At 62.9% G+C, this 19659-nt stretch carries 16 protein-coding genes and 1 riboswitch; of the genes, 6 read left to right on the top strand and 10 right to left on the bottom strand.

What is annotated here, in order from left to right; genetic code table 11:
* Positions 1–177: 177 nt before the first annotated feature.
* The 3 genes from thiQ to thiB all read right to left on the bottom strand — a co-directional run bounded on the left by thiQ (position 178) and on the right by thiB (position 3829).
* The gene (thiQ, locus tag BQ8482_RS25660) at positions 178–948 is read right to left on the bottom strand and encodes a thiamine ABC transporter ATP-binding protein (protein WP_208867834.1); all 771 of its coding nucleotides are present in this window, start codon (positions 946–948) and stop codon (positions 178–180) included.
* On the bottom strand, positions 948–2567 hold the full coding sequence (gene thiP / locus BQ8482_RS25655; protein ID WP_123150149.1) for a thiamine/thiamine pyrophosphate ABC transporter permease: 1620 nt from the start codon (positions 2565–2567) through the stop codon (positions 948–950). The genes thiQ and thiP overlap by 1 nt, the downstream gene beginning before the upstream one ends.
* A 248-nt stretch (positions 2568–2815) precedes the next feature.
* Entirely contained in the window at positions 2816–3829 is a 1014-nt protein-coding gene (gene thiB, locus BQ8482_RS25645; protein WP_123150147.1) for a thiamine ABC transporter substrate binding subunit, read from the bottom strand.
* Positions 3830–3872: 43 nt separating this feature from the next.
* Positions 3873–3987: riboswitch (TPP riboswitch) on the bottom strand.
* 102 nt (positions 3988–4089) lie between these two features.
* Between thiB and BQ8482_RS25640 the strand changes: the two genes are divergently transcribed.
* Genes BQ8482_RS25640 through BQ8482_RS25625 form a run of 4 tightly spaced genes read left to right on the top strand, consistent with a single transcriptional unit; the run spans position 4090 to position 7154 of the window.
* Positions 4090–4734 carry a thiamine diphosphokinase gene (locus BQ8482_RS25640; protein ID WP_123150146.1) on the top strand — a complete coding sequence of 215 codons (645 nt, stop codon included), beginning with the start codon at positions 4090–4092 and terminating at the stop codon, positions 4732–4734.
* A gap of 1 nt (position 4735) precedes the next feature.
* Positions 4736–6556, top strand: coding sequence for an ABC-F family ATP-binding cassette domain-containing protein (locus BQ8482_RS25635; RefSeq protein ID WP_123150145.1), 1821 nt, complete (start codon positions 4736–4738; stop codon positions 6554–6556).
* A 56-nt stretch (positions 6557–6612) separates the two neighbouring features.
* Positions 6613–6855, top strand: coding sequence for a type II toxin-antitoxin system CcdA family antitoxin (locus tag BQ8482_RS25630; RefSeq protein ID WP_123150288.1), 243 nt, complete (start codon positions 6613–6615; stop codon positions 6853–6855).
* A complete protein-coding gene (locus BQ8482_RS25625) occupies positions 6855–7154 on the top strand; it encodes a CcdB family protein (protein ID WP_123150144.1) in 300 nt (99 codons plus the stop codon). The genes BQ8482_RS25630 and BQ8482_RS25625 overlap by 1 nt, the downstream gene beginning before the upstream one ends.
* A gap of 32 nt (positions 7155–7186) precedes the next feature.
* Here the strand turns inward: BQ8482_RS25625 and BQ8482_RS25620 are convergent, their stop codons facing one another.
* Together BQ8482_RS25620 and BQ8482_RS25615 are read right to left on the bottom strand one after the other, a co-directional pair.
* Positions 7187–8869: a hypothetical protein gene (locus BQ8482_RS25620; protein ID WP_123150143.1), complete on the bottom strand. Its 1683-nt coding sequence runs from the start codon at positions 8867–8869 to the stop codon at positions 7187–7189.
* A 73-nt stretch (positions 8870–8942) separates the two neighbouring features.
* Complete coding sequence (locus tag BQ8482_RS25615) at positions 8943–10241, bottom strand: adenylosuccinate synthase (RefSeq protein ID WP_123150142.1); 1299 nt, start codon at positions 10239–10241, stop codon at positions 8943–8945.
* Between the two features lie 425 nt (positions 10242–10666).
* On the opposite strand from BQ8482_RS25615, the gene BQ8482_RS25610 reads away from it, so the two are divergent.
* On the top strand, positions 10667–11557 hold the full coding sequence (locus BQ8482_RS25610) for a DMT family transporter (RefSeq protein ID WP_123150141.1): 891 nt from the start codon (positions 10667–10669) through the stop codon (positions 11555–11557).
* A gap of 113 nt (positions 11558–11670) precedes the next feature.
* On the opposite strand, the gene serA is transcribed toward BQ8482_RS25610, so the two are convergent.
* The 5 genes from serA to glmM form a co-directional block, all read right to left on the bottom strand.
* Positions 11671–13269, bottom strand: coding sequence for a phosphoglycerate dehydrogenase (serA, locus tag BQ8482_RS25605; RefSeq protein ID WP_123150140.1), 1599 nt, complete (start codon positions 13267–13269; stop codon positions 11671–11673).
* Between the two features lie 178 nt (positions 13270–13447).
* A complete protein-coding gene (locus tag BQ8482_RS25600; protein WP_123150139.1) occupies positions 13448–14623 on the bottom strand; it encodes a phosphoserine transaminase in 1176 nt (391 codons plus the stop codon).
* Positions 14624–14824: 201 nt separating this feature from the next.
* Positions 14825–15574: an outer membrane protein gene (locus BQ8482_RS25595; RefSeq protein ID WP_123150138.1), complete on the bottom strand. Its 750-nt coding sequence runs from the start codon at positions 15572–15574 to the stop codon at positions 14825–14827.
* 191 nt (positions 15575–15765) lie between these two features.
* Positions 15766–16596, bottom strand: a complete 831-nt coding sequence (locus tag BQ8482_RS25590) for an outer membrane protein (RefSeq protein ID WP_123150137.1) — start codon at positions 16594–16596, stop codon at positions 15766–15768.
* 224 nt (positions 16597–16820) lie between these two features.
* Positions 16821–18173, bottom strand: a complete 1353-nt coding sequence (gene glmM / locus BQ8482_RS25585) for a phosphoglucosamine mutase (protein ID WP_123150287.1) — start codon at positions 18171–18173, stop codon at positions 16821–16823.
* 515 nt (positions 18174–18688) lie between these two features.
* Between glmM and BQ8482_RS25580 the strand changes: the two genes are divergently transcribed.
* Positions 18689–19354: a hypothetical protein gene (locus BQ8482_RS25580; RefSeq protein WP_123150136.1), complete on the top strand. Its 666-nt coding sequence runs from the start codon at positions 18689–18691 to the stop codon at positions 19352–19354.
* The last annotated feature ends 305 nt before the right edge of the window (positions 19355–19659 follow it).

Raw genomic sequence — 19659 nt, 5'->3', positions numbered from 1 at the left:
TCAGAAAGGATCATGCGCACAATCAACTGCCACAGCGTCCTTCGCGGCCATGAGCACGCATGGCACACCGTAGTGGCAAATCACAACCTATGCCGGACCAGTATCGGAGGACCTAGTCACACTACTTTGACCATGGCAAGCAAGCACCACATCGCCTGAAGCCGGTTTGGCCGTAAATTATGTCCGCTTCCGGGCAACATCTCGTGATCCCGCGCCAAACGGACCTGCACCGATATAGCGCCGGAAGGCTTCCGGTCCAGCCTTGGTAAAAAAATCGGCGACAGTCCCGGTTGCGGCAACCGTGCCATTGTCCAGGAACACCATATCCTGGCCGATACGGTGGGCGTCCTCCGGCTGATGCGTGACGAACAGCACCGTCATGCGCCGCTCCGCATGGACGCCGGCTACCAGATCGAGCATGTCGTCGCGCAAGGCCGGTCCGAGCGAGGCGAACGGTTCGTCGAGCAAGAGCACCGGCCGGTCGCGCACCAGGACGCGGGCGAGCGCGACGCGCTGCCGCTCGCCACCGGAGAGTTCGTGCGGCAGGCGCTGTTGCTTGCCGGCAAGGCCGACGCGCTTGAGCGCCGCGGCGATTGCAGTGTGGTCGCCCTCGGTCAGCCTGAGCGACGGCGAGCGGCCAAGGCCGACATTTCGTTCGACCGAAAGATGGGCAAAGAGATTGTTTTCCTGGAACACCATCGACACTGGCCGCGCCGACGGCGGTTTGGTGCCGACATCGGCGCCGCCGATCAGCACGCGGCCCGATTGCGGCGTCTCGAAGCCGGCCACCAGATTGAGCAGCGTCGATTTTCCCGAACCGCTCGGCCCCATGATGGCTGTGATCTTCGAGGCGGCGAACTCGACATCGAATAAAAACGGCGCTTCACGATAGCTGAACGAGACCTTTTCCAGCCGCACAGCCGTACCGCTTTCCGCGCTGTTGAGCATCATGATTTTTCTCCCTGCCCCAGCCAGTCAGCGGCCAAGACAAGCGCAAGACAAACCAGGCCGAGCAGCAACGCCAGACCTGCCGCGTCCATCGTGCGGTAGCTGCCCATGCGCGCCAGCAAGAGGTAAGGCAGTGTCTGCAGGGAGTCGCTGCCGAACAGGGCAATGACGCCGAGATCGCCGAGCGACAAAGCCATGGCGAACGCGAAACCGGTGGCGAGCGGCGGCCGCAGCGACGGCCAGTCGACCAGCCGGAACCGGTTCCAGCCCGAAATGCCAAGCAGCAAACAGAGCCGTTCGTGGCGTTCGCTCGCCGCATCATAGCCGGGGCGAATGGCGCGGATGGCAAACGGCATCGCCATTACCGCATTGACGGTGACGACCATGACAGGGGCGATGGCAAAGACGTCGCTGACAGTACGCAGGAGCAGGAACCAGCCGGCGCCGATGACGATGGGCGGCACGACGAGGACGAAGCCGGCGCCGGTATCGGTGGCGTATTCGAGCAGCGTCCTGGCGCCGACGCGACGCCTCAAGGCCAGCGCCCGTCGTGCCATGACGAGCGACAGCGACAGCGCCACTGAAAGCAGCGCCGCCAGCAGGGCGAGCACGGCGCTGGTCAGCGTCGCCTGCCGCACCGCGATCTCGCCCGCCAGCCGGCCGAGATCGGCGCCAAGGCCTGACGTCACCATGGCAGCCATCGGCCCGGCGACGAACAGCAATGCGAGAACGATCAATGCTGTGTTCAGCACGGTCTCGGCCGTGCCGGCCGAAAGATAGCGGCGCGGTGCCACCGGCAGATTGGCGTCGCCGACAGTGTTGGCGCCAAGCCGCATCAATGCCAGCACAACGACGAAGGTCAGCGCGATCTGCAGCAGTGTCAGCGTCACCGCGCGGGCAGGATCGAAATCGAAACGCAGTGCCTGGTAGATGGCGACCTCCAATGTCGTCGCACGCGGCCCGCCGCCCAGCGTGAGCACGATGGTAAAGGATGTGATGCAGAGCATGAAGACAAGCCCAGCGACGCCCGGCAACGCCGCGCGCAGCGTCGGCCATTCGATCAGCCGGAAGGCGGGTCTGGCGCCCATGCCGAGCTGGCTCGCCAGCCGCCACTGGTCGGCCGGCACTGTCGTCAGCGCTTCAAGGAACAGCCGCGTGGCCAGCGGCAGATTGAAGAAGACATGGGCGACGAGGATGCCGGACAGGCCGTATATGCCCGGCCAGCCCTGACCGCCAATCGCGGTGAGCACGCCGGCGAAATAGCCGGCACGGCCATAGAGAGCCAGAATGCCGAGTGCGGCGACGATGGCCGGCAGCGCAAGCGGCACGGCGAAGAGCTGCAGGATCAGGCCGCGACCAAAGAAGCGCGGATGCCGCGACAACGCCCGCGCAACGAACAGCGCCGGCACGACGGAAAGCAGTGTCGACAGCAAAGCCTGCCACAGCGTGAAACGGGCGACGCGGAAGAGGTAGGAATCGAAGGCCGACATGGCGCCGGACGGGTCGCGGGCGCCTTCGACGATGAGCCCGGCGAACGCTCCGCCGATCAGCAGCGCAACAGCGGCAAGCGCGATGGTGCCGGCAGTGACGCGGGGATCGGCAGGATATCCGGTATGCATGCCGCCCTGCCTAGTTCAACGATCGTCGAAGCAGAAAATATGGCTGAGGTCGAGTTCCCGCCCACCCCCCTCTGTCCTGCCGGACATCTCCCCCTCAAGTGGGGAGATTGGCAGCTTCACCCTCGCCTCAATCTTTCGACTGTAGCGATTGGCGAAAGCGGAAGTGACATCCGATCTCCCCCCTGGAGGGGGAGATGTCCGGCAGGACAGAGGGGGGCGCCGTAGAGTAATCATCTTTCAATCACAAGCTACTTGCTCATCACCGACAGCCATTCGTCGACCCAGGCCTTGCGATTGGCGGCGACCTCTTCGGGGCTGAAAAGCAAAGTCTTGGTCGGCTTGACGAGCTTGTCGAAAGCCGGATTGAGCGGTTTGTCGGTCTTGCCGGCAGGGAACATCCAGTTGGTCTCGGGGATGACATCCTGGAATTTCGGTCCGGTCATGAAAGTCAGGAACTGTTTCGCCAACGGGTTCTTCGCGCCTGACGTGGTGATGCCGGCAACCTCGATCTGCAGATACTCGCCCTCCTCGAAGGACGCCGCCTGATAGCGTTCGGTGTTTTCGGCGACCATGTGATAGGCCGGCGAGGTGGTATAGGACAGCACCATCGGCGCCTCGCCCTTGGTGAACAGGCCATAGGCCTCGCTCCAGCCCGGCGTCACGGTGAGCACCTTTGCCCTAAGCTTTGCCCAGGCTTCCGGCGCCTTGTCGCCATAAACCGACCTCACCCACAACAACAAGCCGAGACCGGGCGTCGAGGTGCGCGGATCCTGGATGACGATCTTCTCATCGGCATTGCCCTCGACCAATTCCTTCAGGCTCTTCGGCGGCGTCTTCAGCTTTTCGGTGTCGTAGACGACGGCGAAATAGCCATAGTCGAACGGCACGAAAATATCGTCGCTCCAGCCGCCCGGCACATTGACGTCGATGACGGCACCATGCGGCGAAAACAGGCCGGTGGCCTTGGCTTCCGCAGTCAGGTTGGTGTCGAGGCCGAGCACGATGTCGGCCTTGGTCGCGGCCCCTTCCAGCTTGACGCGGTTGAGCAGGGCGACGCCGTCGGCGACCGCGACGAATTCGAGAGTACAGCCGCATTCGGCCTCGAAGGCCTTCTTCACCGCGCGGCCTGGACCCCAGTCGGCGGTGAAGCTCTCATAGGTATAGACGGTGAGTTTTTCCTGCGCGGATGCCGGCCCGATGCCGGCGGGAACGGTCGCCGCAAGCAGCACTGCCGAAACTAGAGTGTATAAAAACGTACGCATCGGCGCCTCCTTCGTTCGCGTTGAAAGGAATTGAGGCGTCGGGCTGTCCGAAACGTCTAATCCCTCCGCCGGTACAAACCGGATCAGGTTCAGCGGGTTGGCATGGTCGCCTCTCAGCTGGTTCGCGAAGATCGCGTCCAGCACCCCGTTAGAGCGTTTCGACACATAGGCCCGGCCTAGTTGCGGCGCAAGCGGAAGTTTGCCGGGCATCTGGAACGCGGCCTTCCGTTTCGCAAGCAGGGCTGGTAAGGGCCACGCATATGAGCAAATTCACCATCCTGCTTGCCGGCGATCTAATCCGCACGCCGCTGCTCGACCGTCAGGTCGAAGGCTCCCGTGTCATCGCCGCCGACGCCGGCATGAGCCATGCCCGGACGCTGAACCTGACGCCGGAACTCTGGGTCGGCGACTTCGATTCGGTGCCGGCGGACTTGCCGGACGAGCTGGCCGCCGTGGCCCGCCAGGTGTTTCCGGCAGAAAAGGACAAGACCGACGGCGAACTGGCTATCGCCGCCGCGCTCGAACGCGGCGCGACCAGTCTCGTGCTCGCCGGCGCGTTCGGCGGCAAGCGCACCGACCACGCCTTCCTGCACCTGGCGCTCAGTGTCCGACTGGCCGAGGCAGGGACGGAGGTGCTTTTGACCAGCGGCGCACAGGAAGGCACCCCCTTGCTTCGCGGAAAGGCCGGCTTCGACTACGCCGATGGCACGCTGTTTTCGATTCTCGGCTTTTCCGACCTTACCGGCCTGACCGTGACCGGCGCCAAATGGCCGCTGAACCATATCGAGATGGCGTTCGGTTCGTCGCTGACCATTTCCAACGAGGTCAAGGGCCGGCTGGAAATCGCGCTGAGCAGTGGCCGCGCGCTGTTGCTCGCCCACCCATTCCCCTTACCTGGAAGCTGACATGGCGCCGCCACTTCTCAATCTCGACGGCATAAAACTGACCTTCGGTGGCACGCCGCTGCTCGACGGGGCGGAACTGACGGCGTCGGCGGGCGACAAGATCGCTTTGGTCGGCCGCAACGGCTCGGGCAAGTCGACGTTGCTCAAGATCGCTGCGGGATTGATAGAGCCGCAGGACGGCGAGGTGTTCCGCCAGCCCTCGGCGACAGTGCGCTACCTGCCGCAAATGCCCGACTTGGATGGTTTCGCCAGCGTCCGCGCCTATGTCGAGGCGGGGCTCGGACCCGCCGACGATCCCTACCGCGCCACCTATCTGATGGAGCATCTCGGCCTGTCCGGCGACGAGCGGCCGAGCGATCTCTCCGGCGGCGAGGCGCGCCGTGCCGCCCTTGCCCGCGTCATGGCGCCGGAGCCCGACATTCTCCTCCTCGATGAGCCGACCAACCATCTCGACCTGTCGGTCATCGAATGGCTGGAGGAGGAGCTTGCCCGCACCTCTTCGGCGCTGATCGTCATCTCGCACGACCGCCGCTTCCTCGAGCGCGTGTCGCGCGCCACCGTCTGGCTCGATCGCGGCCAGACCCGCAGGCTGGACAAGGGCTTTGGCCATTTCGAGGAATGGCGCGACACCGTTCTGGAAGAAGAAGAGCGCGAGCAGCACAAGCTTGGCCGCCAGATCGTGCGCGAGGAGCACTGGCTGCGCTATGGCGTGACTGCAAGGCGCAAGCGCAACATGCGCCGGCTCGGCGAACTGCAGACCATGCGCCAGCGCTTTCGTGGCCATCGCGGCGCCGAGGGTGCGGCGACCATGGTGGCCAGCGACGCCGCCGAATCCGGCAAGCTGGTGATCGAGGCCAAGACCATCGAGAAGAGCTTTGGCGACCTTACTGTGGTCAAGGGCTTCTCGACCCGCATCCAGCGCGGCGACCGCGTCGGCCTGGTCGGCCCGAACGGTGCCGGCAAGACGACACTGCTGAAGATGCTGACCGGCGAATTGAAGCCGGACTCAGGCACGGTGCGGCTCGGCACCAATCTGGAGATCGCCACGCTCGACCAGAAACGCGAGGCGGTCGATCCGCAAGAGACACTGGCGCAATACCTTACCGACGGGCGCGGCGAGAACCTCGTCATCAATGGCGAGCAGCGCCACGTCGTCTCCTACATGAAGGATTTCCTGTTCAAACCGGAACAGGCGCGCACGCCGGTGCGCGAGCTTTCGGGCGGCGAGCGGGCGCGGCTGCTGCTCGCCCGCGTGCTGGCGCGGCCGGCGAACCTGCTGGTGCTCGATGAGCCGACCAACGACCTCGACATGGAGACGCTGGAATTGCTGCAGGAACTGGTCGCCGGTTTTGCCGGTACGGTGATCCTCGTCAGCCACGACCGCGATTTCCTCGACCGCACCTTGACCAGCCTGGTCGCGCCGGACGGCGGTGGCCGCTGGATCGAATATGCCGGCGGCTATTCCGACATGCTGGCGCAGCGCGGCGGCACCAAGCTGGACGACCGCAAGGCACGGCCAAAGGCCGAGACCAGCGAAGTGGTGGCGGTAGGCAGGAGCGAAGCAGCTGCGCCGAAGGGCTCGGCAAAAAAACTGTCGTTCAAGCAAAAATTCGCGCTGGAATCGCTGCCGAAGAAGATCGAGGCGGTGACCGCCTCGATATCACGGCTGGAGGACAACATCGCCGACCCGGCCTATTACGAGCGCGATCCGGCCTCGTTCCAGAAGACCATCGCCGCCCTCGACAAGGAGCGCGCCACGCTGGCAGCGCTCGAGGAGGAATGGCTGGAACTTGAAATGTTGCGCGAGGAGATGGAGGGGTAGGCATTGCATGCGTGCTTTCGTGCGCCTATCTTATGCGCATGAATGGGAGCTGCTCCATGCTTCAATCGACTCCAAAAGCCCAACGAAAATCGGTCAATACCTCGATCGACTCCAGATTGATCGAGGACGCCAAGGCGCTCGGTATTAATATATCTCGCGCCGCCGAGGAGGGTATCGCCAAGGCGATTTCAGCCGAAAAAACGCGCCGGTGGCAGGAGGAAAACAGGGAGGCGATCGAGAGCTCTAACGACTATGTCAGGCGCAACGGACTGCCACTGGCCAAGTACCGGCCGTTTTGATGGCGCGTTACGATTTCTACCGGAGAGCTGAAGGCGACGGCTATCTGCTCGACGTTCAGGCTGATCTTCTTGAAGGTCTAAACACAAGGATTGTCATCCCGTTGATGCCGCCCAACATGGCCCCGGTGCCGGGGCGCCGGCTAAACCCCACCTTCACGATCAACGGCAGTGACCATGTCATGGTCACTCAATTCATGTCAGCCTTGATGGCTTCTGAATTGCGTGCCGCCGAAGGAAATCTTTCCAGCCGACACGACGACATCGTGGCCGCACTCGACATGCTGTTCCAGGGCTTCTGAGCCAAGGGAACGTTGAGGCTGGTTAGCCGGCCTCAGCCCGCCGTCTTTGTTTGCCAGGCCTTCAGCGCTTCGTCGAACACCTTCTCGCCGGGAATGCCCTTTTCCATGGTGAGCAGCGCCCGCCGCCCGGTCTTGTAGACCACCGGCACGTCGATCCAGTTCTGGCCCCGGAGCAGGGTCAGATTGGCGTCTTCGTCCGCCTTGGTATCGTTGAGAGCGACCAGGAAGAAGCCGTCCGCGATTTTTGCCGGGATGCCGATCAGCGGGCTGCCGGCATCCTGTTCAGAGCCCTTCATGGCGACGCGCAGGATATTGTCGACGCCGCCGCCGTCGAAACCATCGGGCGTCAGGAAAATCATCTCGATGATGTGGCTGGCCGGCAGCGTTTGGTCGGTGTTGCGGCGGATGGTCATGCGCAACTGCACGTCCTTACCCGGAATGCTCGCCTCGGCGCGGATTGCCGGCTCGGGCGGCAGATTGCCGCCGGGCGATTCCTGTACCAGCGACCAGACGATGCTGCCGGGCTCGGCCGAGCCTTGGGCGGTGCTGGTGCGCTCCTCGTAGAAGATCGCCTTTTGGCCGACCGCCAGCGCGGTTTCCGCAGGCGCGGCTGTCGGCGCGGCCGGCGCAGCACCGGGGGCCGGCGCTGCCGGGGCGGCTGCGCTATCGGTCGGCGCCGCCGGCGCCGGCGTGGCGCCATCGGCAGGCGGCGTTGCGGGGGCAGCACCCGGCGTGGCGGGCGCAGTCGTGGCTGGCGTATCGCCGGCCGGCGCTGCAGGCGCAGGTGCAGCCGGCGGCGGCGTGGTCAGTGCTGCGACGGATTCGCCCTCTCCGATACCGCTTTGTCCTGGAGCGGGGCCGGGATCGACCTCACCGCCCTCGGGCGTCAGCCGCTGGGTGAACTTTGTGCCCTCGGCATCCGTTGGAGCCGCAGCTGCCGGAGGCCTTGCCGCGGCATCGGTAGCCGGCTCGGCCGGGGTCGGCTTCACTAGCGGCTCTATGGTTGCGACCGTCGTGCTGTTGAGACCTAGCATATTGCTGAACGCGTCCTTGTTCAGCCAGATGCCATAGCCGCCGCCGGCGACGACGAGCAAAGCGACGACAGCGGCGATCAGCCCGCCATAGCTGCGCCTACGCTCGGCAGGACGCAGACGCTGAAAGGTGTCCGGCGCCGGCTCTTCGTCGTTGGGAAAGACATCGTCTCTAAAGGTATCGCTCTTCTCGTCCTCCGCTGGAAGACCCGCGTCCGAAGGCACCGCATCGGTGTGCTCTGGAGGAGAAGCAACGGATGGCGGTTTTTGCCAATTCGGCGCGGCTTTGGCGACAGGCGCCGGCTGCCATGCCGGCTCAGTCTTTACCGGCTGCCATGCCGGCTCATTCTCTGCCGGCTGCCATGCCGGCTCGGTCTTTGCCGGCTGCCGAACATGGCTGGGTTGGTTCTTGTTGCGGTCGATGGAGGAGAAGATGTCTTCCAGCTCCGACAGCGGATCGGACGCCGGCACACTCCTGGTATAATCCCGCTCGACGCTGGCGATGGCGTCTTCCAGGGTGCGCTTATGCTGGGCAACGACCGAAGGCGCCAGCGGCGGTGTGATCTTGGCCAGCTTGTCCGCGATCGTCGAACGGGCCTTGTCATAGACCCTCGCGCGTACCTCCGGCGATGGCTCGCCGAGACCATTGAGCGTCTTTTTCAGAGCACCAACAAAATCTGCCATGCTTCAGTCGACCTGCATTTCGTTTCTGGGCCGGCCCCACAAATCGGCCGCGATGCCCGGAACGGCTGAGAATCTAGTCTTGAAACGGATCGGTCACAAGTATTGTGTCGTCCCGTTCAGGGCTGGTGGAGAGGAGTGCGACCGGCGCGCCGATCAGCTCCTCGATGTGACGGACATATTTGACTGCCTGTGCCGGCAGATCGTTCCAGCTTCTGGCACCGGCGGTGGTGCCTTTCCAGCCCTCCAGCGTCTCGTAGACCGGTTCGACGCGCGCCTGCGCACCTTGGCTGGCCGGCAGATAATCGATCGCCTCGCCATCGAGGCGGTAGCCGGTACAGACCTTGATCTCGTCCAGCCCGTCGAGCACATCGAGCTTGGTCAGGGCGATGCCCTTGATGCCGTTGACGGCGACGGCCTGGCGGACCAGCACGGCATCGAACCAGCCGCAGCGGCGCTTGCGGCCGGTGACGACGCCGAACTCGTGGCCGCGCGTGCCCAGGAACTCGCCGATCTCGTTCTTCTGTTCGGTCGGGAACGGACCTTCGCCGACACGCGTCGTATAGGCCTTGGTGATGCCGAGCACATAACCGATGGCACCCGGGCCGACACCGGATCCGGCGGCCGCTTGACCGGCGACCGTGTTGGACGAGGTGACGAACGGATAAGTGCCGTGGTCGATGTCGAGCAGCGTGCCTTGCGCGCCCTCGAACAGGATGCGTTCGCCGGCGCGGCGCTTGTCGTCGAGGATCTTCCAGACACGGTCCATATAGGGCAGGATCTCGTCGGCGACCGAAATCAGCTCACTCATGATGGCGTCATGCGTGACCTCGGCGTGGCCGAGCCCACGGCGCAGCGCATTGTGATGCGTCAGCAGCCTGTCGACCTTCAAGGGCAGCGTTTCCAAATCCGCCAAGTCCATCACCCTGATCGCGCGCCGGCCCACCTTATCCTCATACGCGGGGCCAATGCCGCGACGGGTCGTGCCGATCTTCGTTCCGGAATTGGAGGCGGCGTCTTCGCGGAATCCGTCCAGCTCCCGGTGCAAGGACAGGATAAGCGCGGTGTTTTCGGCTATTTTCAGGCGCTCCGGCGTCACCTCGACGCCTTGCGCCTTCAATTTCGTCACTTCCGCGACGAAGGCGTGCGGGTCGAAGACGACGCCATTGCCGATGATGGACAGCTTGCCTTGTCGCACCACGCCGGACGGAAGCAGCGACAGCTTGTATACCTTGCCGTCGACGACCAGCGTATGGCCGGCATTGTGGCCGCCCTGGAAGCGCACGACGACGTCGGCGCGTTCCGACAGCCAGTCAACGATCTTGCCTTTGCCCTCGTCGCCCCATTGCGAGCCGACGACCACCACGTTGGCCATGTTTCTTTTCCCTTGAGGCGCCGCTCGGAGCGGCTTGAAATGGTTCGAAACGACAGGCTTCTATCGCATAGGCCCGAAAATCGGAATCGATTTCGGAAAGCACGATGCCGACATTCAAGCCTTGAGACGCGTACTTTTTCCGTCCAAGTGGACGCACGTCGCTCTATAACGTCAAGACCCGGCGAGCGCGACCATTCTTTACCGCCGAAAGCGCCCTCAGGCACAACAATTTTCGCCTTTGACATCATTTACTTGGGCGAACCACCACAATAATGCATGTCGCGCAAAAGTGCGCAGCGGTTTTGGGATAACGACCTGCATAAAAACAAGAACCTAAAGCGCGTCGCATATGCTCCGTTCAGACGCGACGCGCTTTAGGTCGGCAAAGACCCTCCGCCTGCCCCTCCCCCGGCTGGAATTTCGCGATGCATCGAACCGCCTATCTGTTCTTGCTGTTCACCAGCTTGCTGTGGGGCGGCAACTCCGTGGCCGGCAAGCTGGCGGTCGACCACATTTCGCCGATGACGCTGGTCTTCCTGCGCTGGGTTCTGGCCGTTCTGATCATGCTGCCGATCGGCTGGCGAACGCTGCGCGAGGATTGGCCGGTGGTGCGCCAGCATTGGTTGCCGCTTGGCGGGCTCGGCGCTTGCGGCTTCACCTTCTTCAACGCGATCTTCTACACGGCGCTCAACTACACGACGGCGATCAACGTCTCGATCGAGCAGGCTGCGATCCCGATCGTGATCATCCTCGCCAATTTCGTGTTGTTTCGCCTGCGTGTGAACCGGGTGCAGATCGCCGGCGTCGTGCTGACGATCATCGGTGTCGCCCTGACCGCCAGCCATGGCGATCTGCGCCAGCTTCTCAAGCTGGATCTCAACTTCGGCGACGCCATTATGCTGATCGCGGTGCTTTGCTACAGTTTCTACTCGGTCGGGCTGCGGTTGAAGCCGGCCATACGCTGGCAAAGCCTGATGCTGGCGCTGTCGATTGCCGCACTTGTCACCTCGCTGCCTTTCTTCCTGTGGGAAGTGGCCGCCGGCAAGGTCATCGTCCCCGATGCGCGCGGCTGGGCGATAGCGTTCTACACCGCGATCGGCGCCTCAGTCGTCTCGCAGATCTTCTATATCAGGGGCAACGAACTGATCGGCGCAAACCGGGCCGGCCTGTTCATCAACCTGGTGCCGATCTTCGGTACGCTGCTGTCGGTGCTGATCGTCGGTGAGACATTCCAGCTCTATCAGGGTCTGGCCCTCGTGCTGGTGCTCGGCGGCATCAGCCTCGCCGAATACAGCGGAAGGAAGCTGGCGATTTAGCCGGCAAATGTTCGGAATCGGATCAGAATGGTGCAATCCAGAGCCCGTCGCAGCCATTATTGTCGAAACGCCCCGTGTGCTTGTAGAGCACGCGGGGCGCGCGCGGGCATGTTTTAGGCGCCGCCCACATCGAAATGCAGCCGCTTGGCGGAATCGATCGACTTGTGCGCCCGCACCTGTTCCAGCACGTTTTCCGGAAACGGAGCATCGAGATAGAGCAGCGCGATGGCATCGCCGCCAGGCCGGTTGCGGCCGAGCTGGAAATTGGCGATGTTGACGCCGTTCTCGCCGCAGACCGTGCCGAGCAGACCGATGATGCCGGGCGCATCGGCATTTGTCGTGTAAAGCATGTGCTGACCGACCTCGGCGTCTAGGTTGATGCCTTTGATTTGGATGAAGCGCGGCTTGCCGTCCGAGAAGCAGGTGCCGGCGATCGAGCGCGTCCTGTGCTCGGTCTTGACCGTGAGCTTGATGTAACCGTCGAACACGCCGGATTTGTCACGCTTGACCTCGGCGACGATGATGCCACGCTCCTTAACCATGATCGGCGCCGAGACCATGTTGACGTCGGAGACCTGCGGCCGGATCAGCCCGGCAAGGGTGGCGCTGATCAGCGCGCGCGTGTTCATCGTCGCGGTCGAGCCGTCGAAAAGAATCTCGACCTCCTTGATCGGGTCCTCTGTGACCTGGCCGACAAAGGCGCCGAGCACTTCGGCCAGCTTGACGAAAGGTTTTAGGCGCGGCGCCTCCTCGGCGGTGATCGACGGCATGTTGATGGCGTTGGAAACGGCGCCCTTGATCAGATAGTCGGCCATCTGCTCGGCGACGTGCAGGGCGACATTCTCCTGCGCCTCCATCGTCGACGCACCGAGGTGCGGCGTCGCCACCACATTCTCCATGCCGAACAGTTCGCTCTGCTCCGCCGGTTCGACCTCGAACACGTCGATCCCGGCACCTGCCACCTTGCCGCTTTTCAGCGCCGCGATCAGGTCGGCCTCGACGATCAGCCCGCCACGAGCGCAGTTGATGATGCGCACGCCGGTCTTCATTTTGGCGATCGCCGCAGCGTCGATGATGTTGCGCGTCTTGTCGGTCAGTGGCGTGTGCAGGGTGATGAAATCGGCGCGGGCGAACAGCTCGTCGAGTTCGACCTTCTCGACGCCGAGTTCCTCGGCACGGCTGTCCGACAGGAAAGGGTCGAAGGCGATGACATGCATCTTCAGGCCGACGCCGCGCGTGGCCACGATCGAGCCGATGTTGCCGCAGCCGATGATGCCCAGCGTCTTGCTGGTGATCTCGATGCCCATGAAGCGGTTCTTTTCCCACTTGCCGGCATGGGTCGAGGCATTGGCTTCCGGTATCTGGCGGGCCAGCGCGAAGATCATGGCGACGGCATGCTCGGCGGTGGTGATCGAATTGCCGAAGGGCGTGTTCATCACGATGATGCCCTTGCGGCTCGCCGCCGGGATGTCGACATTGTCGACGCCGATGCCGGCGCGGCCGACCACCTTCAATTTGGTGGCGGCGTTGATCAGCTTCTCTGTGACTTTCGTCGCCGAACGGATGGCGAGGCCGTCATACTGGCCGATCACTTCGAGCAGCTTTTCCTTGTCCTTGCCGAGGTCGGGCAGGTAGTCGACGTCGATGCCGCGATCCCTAAAGATCTGCACGGCAGTGGTGGAGAGTTTGTCTGAGACGAGAACGCGGGGCATTGGCTTGGTCCTTTGCGATTGGCGCCCTCCCCCTTTGAGGGGAGGGTCGGCGCGAGCGCCGGGTGGGGTCGTTGCGGCCGGACGCCGCCGAAATCTTTTCTTTCTGGATGGCGGACCGTTGAGTGGTGGAGGCAACCCCACCGGCCCTTCGGGCCACCCTCCCCTCAAGGGGGAGGGGTCAGGCGGCCGCCTTGAGCGACGCCTTTTGTGCGGCAAAGGCCCAGTCGAGCCACGGCAGCAGCGCTTCGAGATCGGAAGTCTCGACCGTCGCCCCACACCAGATGCGCAGGCCGGGCGGCGCGTCGCGATAGGCGCCGATGTCGTAGGCGACGCCTTCCTTGTCGAGATCCGAGACAATTGCCTTGGCGAAGGCCGCCTGTCCGTAGGCGTCGAGTGCCGCGATATCCGGGTCGGTGAAGGAAAGACAGACGGACGTGTTCGACCGCGTCGCCGGGTCGGTGGCCAGATGGCCGAGCCATGCGGATCTGCCGACGAAGCCGTCGAGAACGGCGGCATTGGCGTCGGCGCGGGCGATCAGCGCATCGAGGCCGCCGATCGACTTCGCCCAACGCAGTGCGTCGAGATAATCCTCGACGCACAGCATCGACGGCGTGTTGATGGTCTCGCCCTTGAAGATGCCTTCGATGAGCTTGCCGCCCGAGGTGAGGCGGAAGATTTTCGGCAGCGGCCAAGCCGGCTTGTAGCTTTCCAGCCGCTCGACGGCGCGCGGGCTGAGGATCAGCACGCCGTGCGCCCCTTCGCCGCCGAGCACCTTCTGCCAGGAGAAGGTGACGACATCGAGCTTCTGGAAATCGAGCTTTTGCGCAAAGGCCGCCGAGGTCGCATCGCAGATGGTCAGGCCCTTGCGTCCGGCCGGGATGAAATCGCCGTTCGGCACACGCACGCCTGATGTCGTGCCGTTCCAGGTGAAGACGACATCGCGGTTGAAGTCGATTTTTGCCAGATCCGGCAGCGCGCCGTAACCGGCTTCGATCCTGCGCACGTCGGCGAGCTTCAGCTGCTTGACCACATCGGTGACCCAGCCGGAACCGAAACTCTCCCAGGCGACCATGTCGACGCCGCGTTCGCCGAGCAGCGACCACAGCGCCATCTCGACCGCGCCGGTGTCCGACGCCGGCACGATGCCGATGCGATAATCTGCGGGAATCTGGAGGACCTCTCGCGTCAGTTCGATCGCCTGTTCGAGCTTGGTCTTGCCGATCTTGGCGCGGTGCGAGCGTCCGAGCGCGGCATTGGTCAGCGCCTCGACCGACCAGCCGGGACGCTTTGCACAGGGACCTGAGGAAAAATTGGGATTTGCCGGACGCAGTCCGGGCTTCGTATGCGTCGTCATCGTGGTCTATCCTTCCAGATAGTGGCCCCTCGTTGGGGAGGGGTGGCCCACGGACGGCGATATGCGTTCAGGCTTCCGGCGTCAAGGGGAAAGTTTTTGTCGCTGGCAGGACACTGATCACCTGTGATGAGAATGTCATGGCCTCGAAACACGAACGGCGGCCCCGAAGATCCGCCGTCAAGATTGTCGCGTGCGCAGCTCCTACCAGAGGTCGTAACGCAACCCGAGCTTGACTTGATGATTGCTGATCCCTTTGTCGATCGGATAGGAAGTCAGGCTCTCGGCAGTCGCATATTCGGCGTCGGGCGCGGAAAAATACTGATAGCCCAGATCTACGGAAAAATTCTTGGACACTTGATAGGCAAGGCCTGCATTCAGCGTGTAAGCGAAGGAATACTGGGTCTTGTCGTCCTGCAGAACGAAATCGTCGGTAGGGTCATTGTTGTCGGTGAAATAGCTCGCTGAAAGCTTGCGGTTGCTCTGGACGACACCGATACCCGCGCCGAGATAGGGCGTGATCCCGACATAGGTGCCAAGATCGACATAGCCGTTGAGCATGCCCGAGAAGGCGTAGTTCTTCAGGGACGCTGATGCCACGGTCGTTCCGTCATCATAGCCGACGCCGATCTTATTGCCGGGCAGATAGCCGAAATTGAGATCGGCACGCAGATAGTCGTTGAAATGGTAGCCGAAGCCGATGCTGGCAAAGATCGGATCCTCATTGTCGCTGAAGCTCGCCGGTGTGAAGGCGAAATCCTCATCTTCGAAGCTCTTTTCCGGCAAATAGGCGACATCGCCGCGCAGATACCATCCCGAACCGACTTCGACCGGCACATAGTCCGGCGCCTGGTCGACATAGATCGGCGGATCGTAGTCGGCACCAAGTGCCTGCGACAGTGGCGTCAGGGCGATTGCTGCAAGCGCCAGCGCTATGTGCGATTTGACTGTCATGATAGCCGGCTCCCGAAGTTGGCGCCATTCGCGATCGCGAGCGCCGTTTCAGGAGGCATTGTTAACCATAGTGGTTAAGTGGCGGTTAAGGATAACAGAGCGTTAGCGAATTGATTTTGATGCGCTTTGCCGACACAAACGGGAACCGCCCGGCTTTTGCCGGGCGGTCCGCAAACCTGCTCTCGAAGTGATTACTTGGTGTAGACCGGTTCGGGTTCGTAGGCGATCGGCACCGGCTGGGCGCAGTCCGAGTTGCCGAACTGGTAGCGCAGGCCGCCGCGCGCTTCGTGCACATTGATGCCTTTGTCATGGCCAGGACCGACATCGCTGTCGAAGTCGAACATCTTACCGCCTTCGATATGGCTGAAGCGGTAGCCGACATCGAGCTTGACCCGATCGGTCAAGCAGTAGGATGCGCCCGCCATGGCGGCATAGGCAAAACGCCAACCCTTGCCGCCATTGTGGGAGAATTCGCCGTCTTCAATGGTGTTGTGAAGCTTATCCCACTTGACCCAGGCGCCGCCGATGCCGGCGCCGACATAGGGCGTGATGCCGTGCCAGGTGCCGATATCGACATAGGCGTTGGCGAGCAGCAGCAGCGCGGTATAGGACGAGGTGTCGGTCGAAGTACAGGGATCTCCATCGAGGCAGATGCCGGTGGTCGAGCCGCGGAATTCGGATTTGCTCATCCAGTCCGCGGTCAGGTCGGTGCGGAAATACTGGTTGATCTGGTAACCGACGCCGGCACCGGCCGAGAAGGCACCGTCCAGCTCGCCGCTGTCAAAGCGGCCGGTGCCTGGATCCGGCCCGTAGGTGATGTAGTCGCCGCCGCGAAACTCCGACCAGTGATAGTCGATATCGCCGCGAATGTACCAGCCGCCATATTCGACCGGCTGCTCGTAGACCGGCAGCGGCGGGGCCGGCTCGACCACGGGCGGCTCGACGAAGTCGGCGGCGAACACTGGTCCGGCCACGCCCGCGAGCAGCGCCGCAAAGAGGGCCGTTCTTGCTGTATTCAACATGCTTGTCACCCCTGAGAACCCTCGGCACAGCGAACGCGTCCGAATCTGATTGGCTTCAGTCGTGGATAATGAATTGGAAAAGTTAAAAGGCGTTTAACCCTATCGCTTAACCATGAATCTCTAGATCTTTCAGGATTTCGCGTCATTTCCCTGGATTAATTGGAATGCAACCCAATAAAAAAGCCCGCCGGGAGGCGGGCTTTCGAACTGGCAAAGCTGCAGGATCAGGCGGCGCTGCGCGTTTCCGAAATGACCCCGACAATGTCGTTGACGACGGCCTCGACCAATTGCTGGTCATCGCCTTCCGCCATGACGCGAATAAGTGGTTCCGTGCCGGATGGCCGGATGACCAGGCGCCCGGCCTTGCCCAGCCGGTGGCGTGCATCTTCGATCGCCGCCTTGACCGGGGCTTCCTCGAGCGGCTTGCCGCCGGAAATATGGACGTTCTTCAGCAGCTGCGGCACCGGCGCAAACTTCTTCGACAGTTCGCTGACCGGCCGGTTCTGCCGCTTGATGCAGGCCAGCACCTGGAGCGCCGAGACGAGGCCGTCGCCGGTCGTGGAAAAATCGGACAGCACGATGTGGCCCGACTGTTCGCCGCCGACATTCAGGCCGTGCGCACGCATGTGCTCGACGACATAGCGGTCGCCGACCTTGGTGCGGTGCAACTGCAGGTTCATGTCGCCGAGGAAGCGTTCGAGGCCGAGATTGGACATCACCGTCGAGACGACGCCGCCGCCGGCCAGCCGTCCGCTCTGATGCCAGGACTCGGCGATCAGCGCCATGATCTGGTCGCCATCGACGATCGCGCCGTTCTCGTCGACGATGACGACGCGGTCGGCATCGCCGTCGAGCGCGATGCCGATATCGGCGCGCACTTCGTGCACCTTCTTCTGCAGGCCGGCCGGATGGGTCGAGCCGCATTCCTTGTTGATGTTGAAGCCGTTGGGCTCGACATTGATGGCGACGACCTCGGCGCCGAGTTCCCACAGCGCCTCGGGCGCCACCTTGTAGGCAGCGCCATTGGCGCAATCGACGACGATGCGGAGGCCCGACAGTGACATCGACCGTGGCAGCGTGCGCTTGGCGAATTCGATGTAGCGGTCATGGACGCCGTCGACGCGCTTGGCCCGGCCGAGCCCGTCCGAATCGGCGAGCGCCAGGTCGATATCCTTGTCGAGCATCCCCTCGATGCGCTCCTCGATCTCGTCGGAGAGCTTGTAGCCATCTGGGCCGAACAGCTTGATGCCATTGTCGTAGTAGGGATTGTGCGAGGCCGAGATCATCACGCCGATGTCCGCGCGCAACGAGCGCACCAGCATGGCGACCGCGGGGGTCGGAATCGGGCCGAGCAGGAACACGTCCATGCCGGCGGCGCACAGGCCCGACACCATCGCATTCTCGATCATGTAGCCGGAAAGTCTGGTGTCCTTGCCGAGCACGACGCGGTGGCGATGGTTGCCGCGCTGGAACGAAAGGCCGGCGGCCATGCCGACCCTCATGGCGACCTCCGCCGTCATTGGAAACCTGTTGGCGCGCCCGCGAATGCCGTCCGTACCGAAATAACTTCCTGCCATGCTAGCCAGCTTCCCGATGGTTCTTTTCCGGCACGTCATGCCACAAATTGGCCCGGGCCCTATCATCACAATGCACGATTATATGTCGCCAATCCTTAGAAAATTGTTGGTTTGTGTGTTTTGTGTCACGCTAATTGTTGAGTTTCCTGTTCTGGTTGCGGGCAGCAGCGTTCAGGAAACTTCAGACCGCATCCGGATTCTTCATGTGCCAATCAGTAGGCATTGAATTCGGAACCCACACGTCGTGTTGCTCTGGACCGGGCATTCAGGTCCGCCGCACCGGCCGACCCGATCGACCCGTCATGTGCGGCAGTTCCTGACTGTGGTCCGCTCTACACAAGTTTTCCGTGCAAATGCGCCCGGGAAAATTTCCTGGCGAACCGGAGCTAGCAACGATCTCATAAAAAATAATGCACTTTCCGACGGCTTTCACGCCATTTAGCCTCTGGCGCAACCAGTCGTTGAGTGCTATTGCTAGCGCGGTACATAACGTGAACACCTGAGGGAGAAGACGCATGATCATCCACCGACTTGCCACTTTGACGGGTCTTGCCGTCGTGACTTTATTCCTGGCGGCGCCCGCCAATGCGCTGACCATGGCTGAATGCAGCACCAAGTATAACGCGGCAAAGGACGCCGGAACACTTGGCGGGCAGAACTGGAACCAGTTCCGCAAGGCAGAATGCGCCACCGTCGCCGCCGCAACCGACGCCACGCCAGGCAAGGCGGACAGCACCAGCGCTGCAACGCCCGATGCGGCCGCCGCAGCGACGACCAAGGCAGCGGTAACCGCCAACGCAGGCAGCGGCCTCAGCAGGGCGGAGTGCGGCGCGAAATATCGGGCGGCCAAGGTCGGCAACACGCTGAACGGCATGAAGTGGAATGACTTCCGCATGAGCCAGTGCGGTGCCAGTGCTTTCGACGACGACACCAAGCCGGCAGCCGATCAGGCAAGCCTCACCAGCCAGCCGAAAAAGCCGACCGTCACCGCTCCCCAGAGAGTGACGTTGCCGAAGGCGATCTCGGACAAATATAGCAGCGAAACTCCGGCCAAGGCCCGCATGTACACCTGCCGCGACCAGTACCACGCCAACAAGGGGGCCGGGACGCTGGGCGGCCTCAAATGGATCCAGACCGGTGGCGGCTTCTACAGCCTGTGCAATGCCGCACTGAAGAGCTGATCGGCATCAACATTCGAAGATAGCAAGGCCCGCGAGCCGCAAGCTTCGCGGGCCTTTTTGTTGCCGGCGGTGGCGGGCAAGGCCAGGATATGCCGTATCTGCGCTGCAAGCGAGGCGCTGTCGACGACGCTGCCAATCTCCCCCCTCGTGGGGGAGATGCCCGGCAGGGCAGAGGGGGGCGCGAAGGATCGCCAACCTTCCCATTATTCGCCTCGCTGATTGGGATTAGTTGGCGTGGGCATGGCTGCGGTACGTTGACAGGTCGGCGGGACAGCGCCCCCCTCTGTCCTGCCGGACATCTCCCC

It is taken from the genome of Mesorhizobium delmotii, from assembly GCF_900149755.1.
GTDB classification, from domain to species: Bacteria; Pseudomonadota; Alphaproteobacteria; order Rhizobiales; family Rhizobiaceae; genus Mesorhizobium; species Mesorhizobium delmotii.
This window is presented reverse-complemented; position numbering and strand designations above follow the sequence as displayed.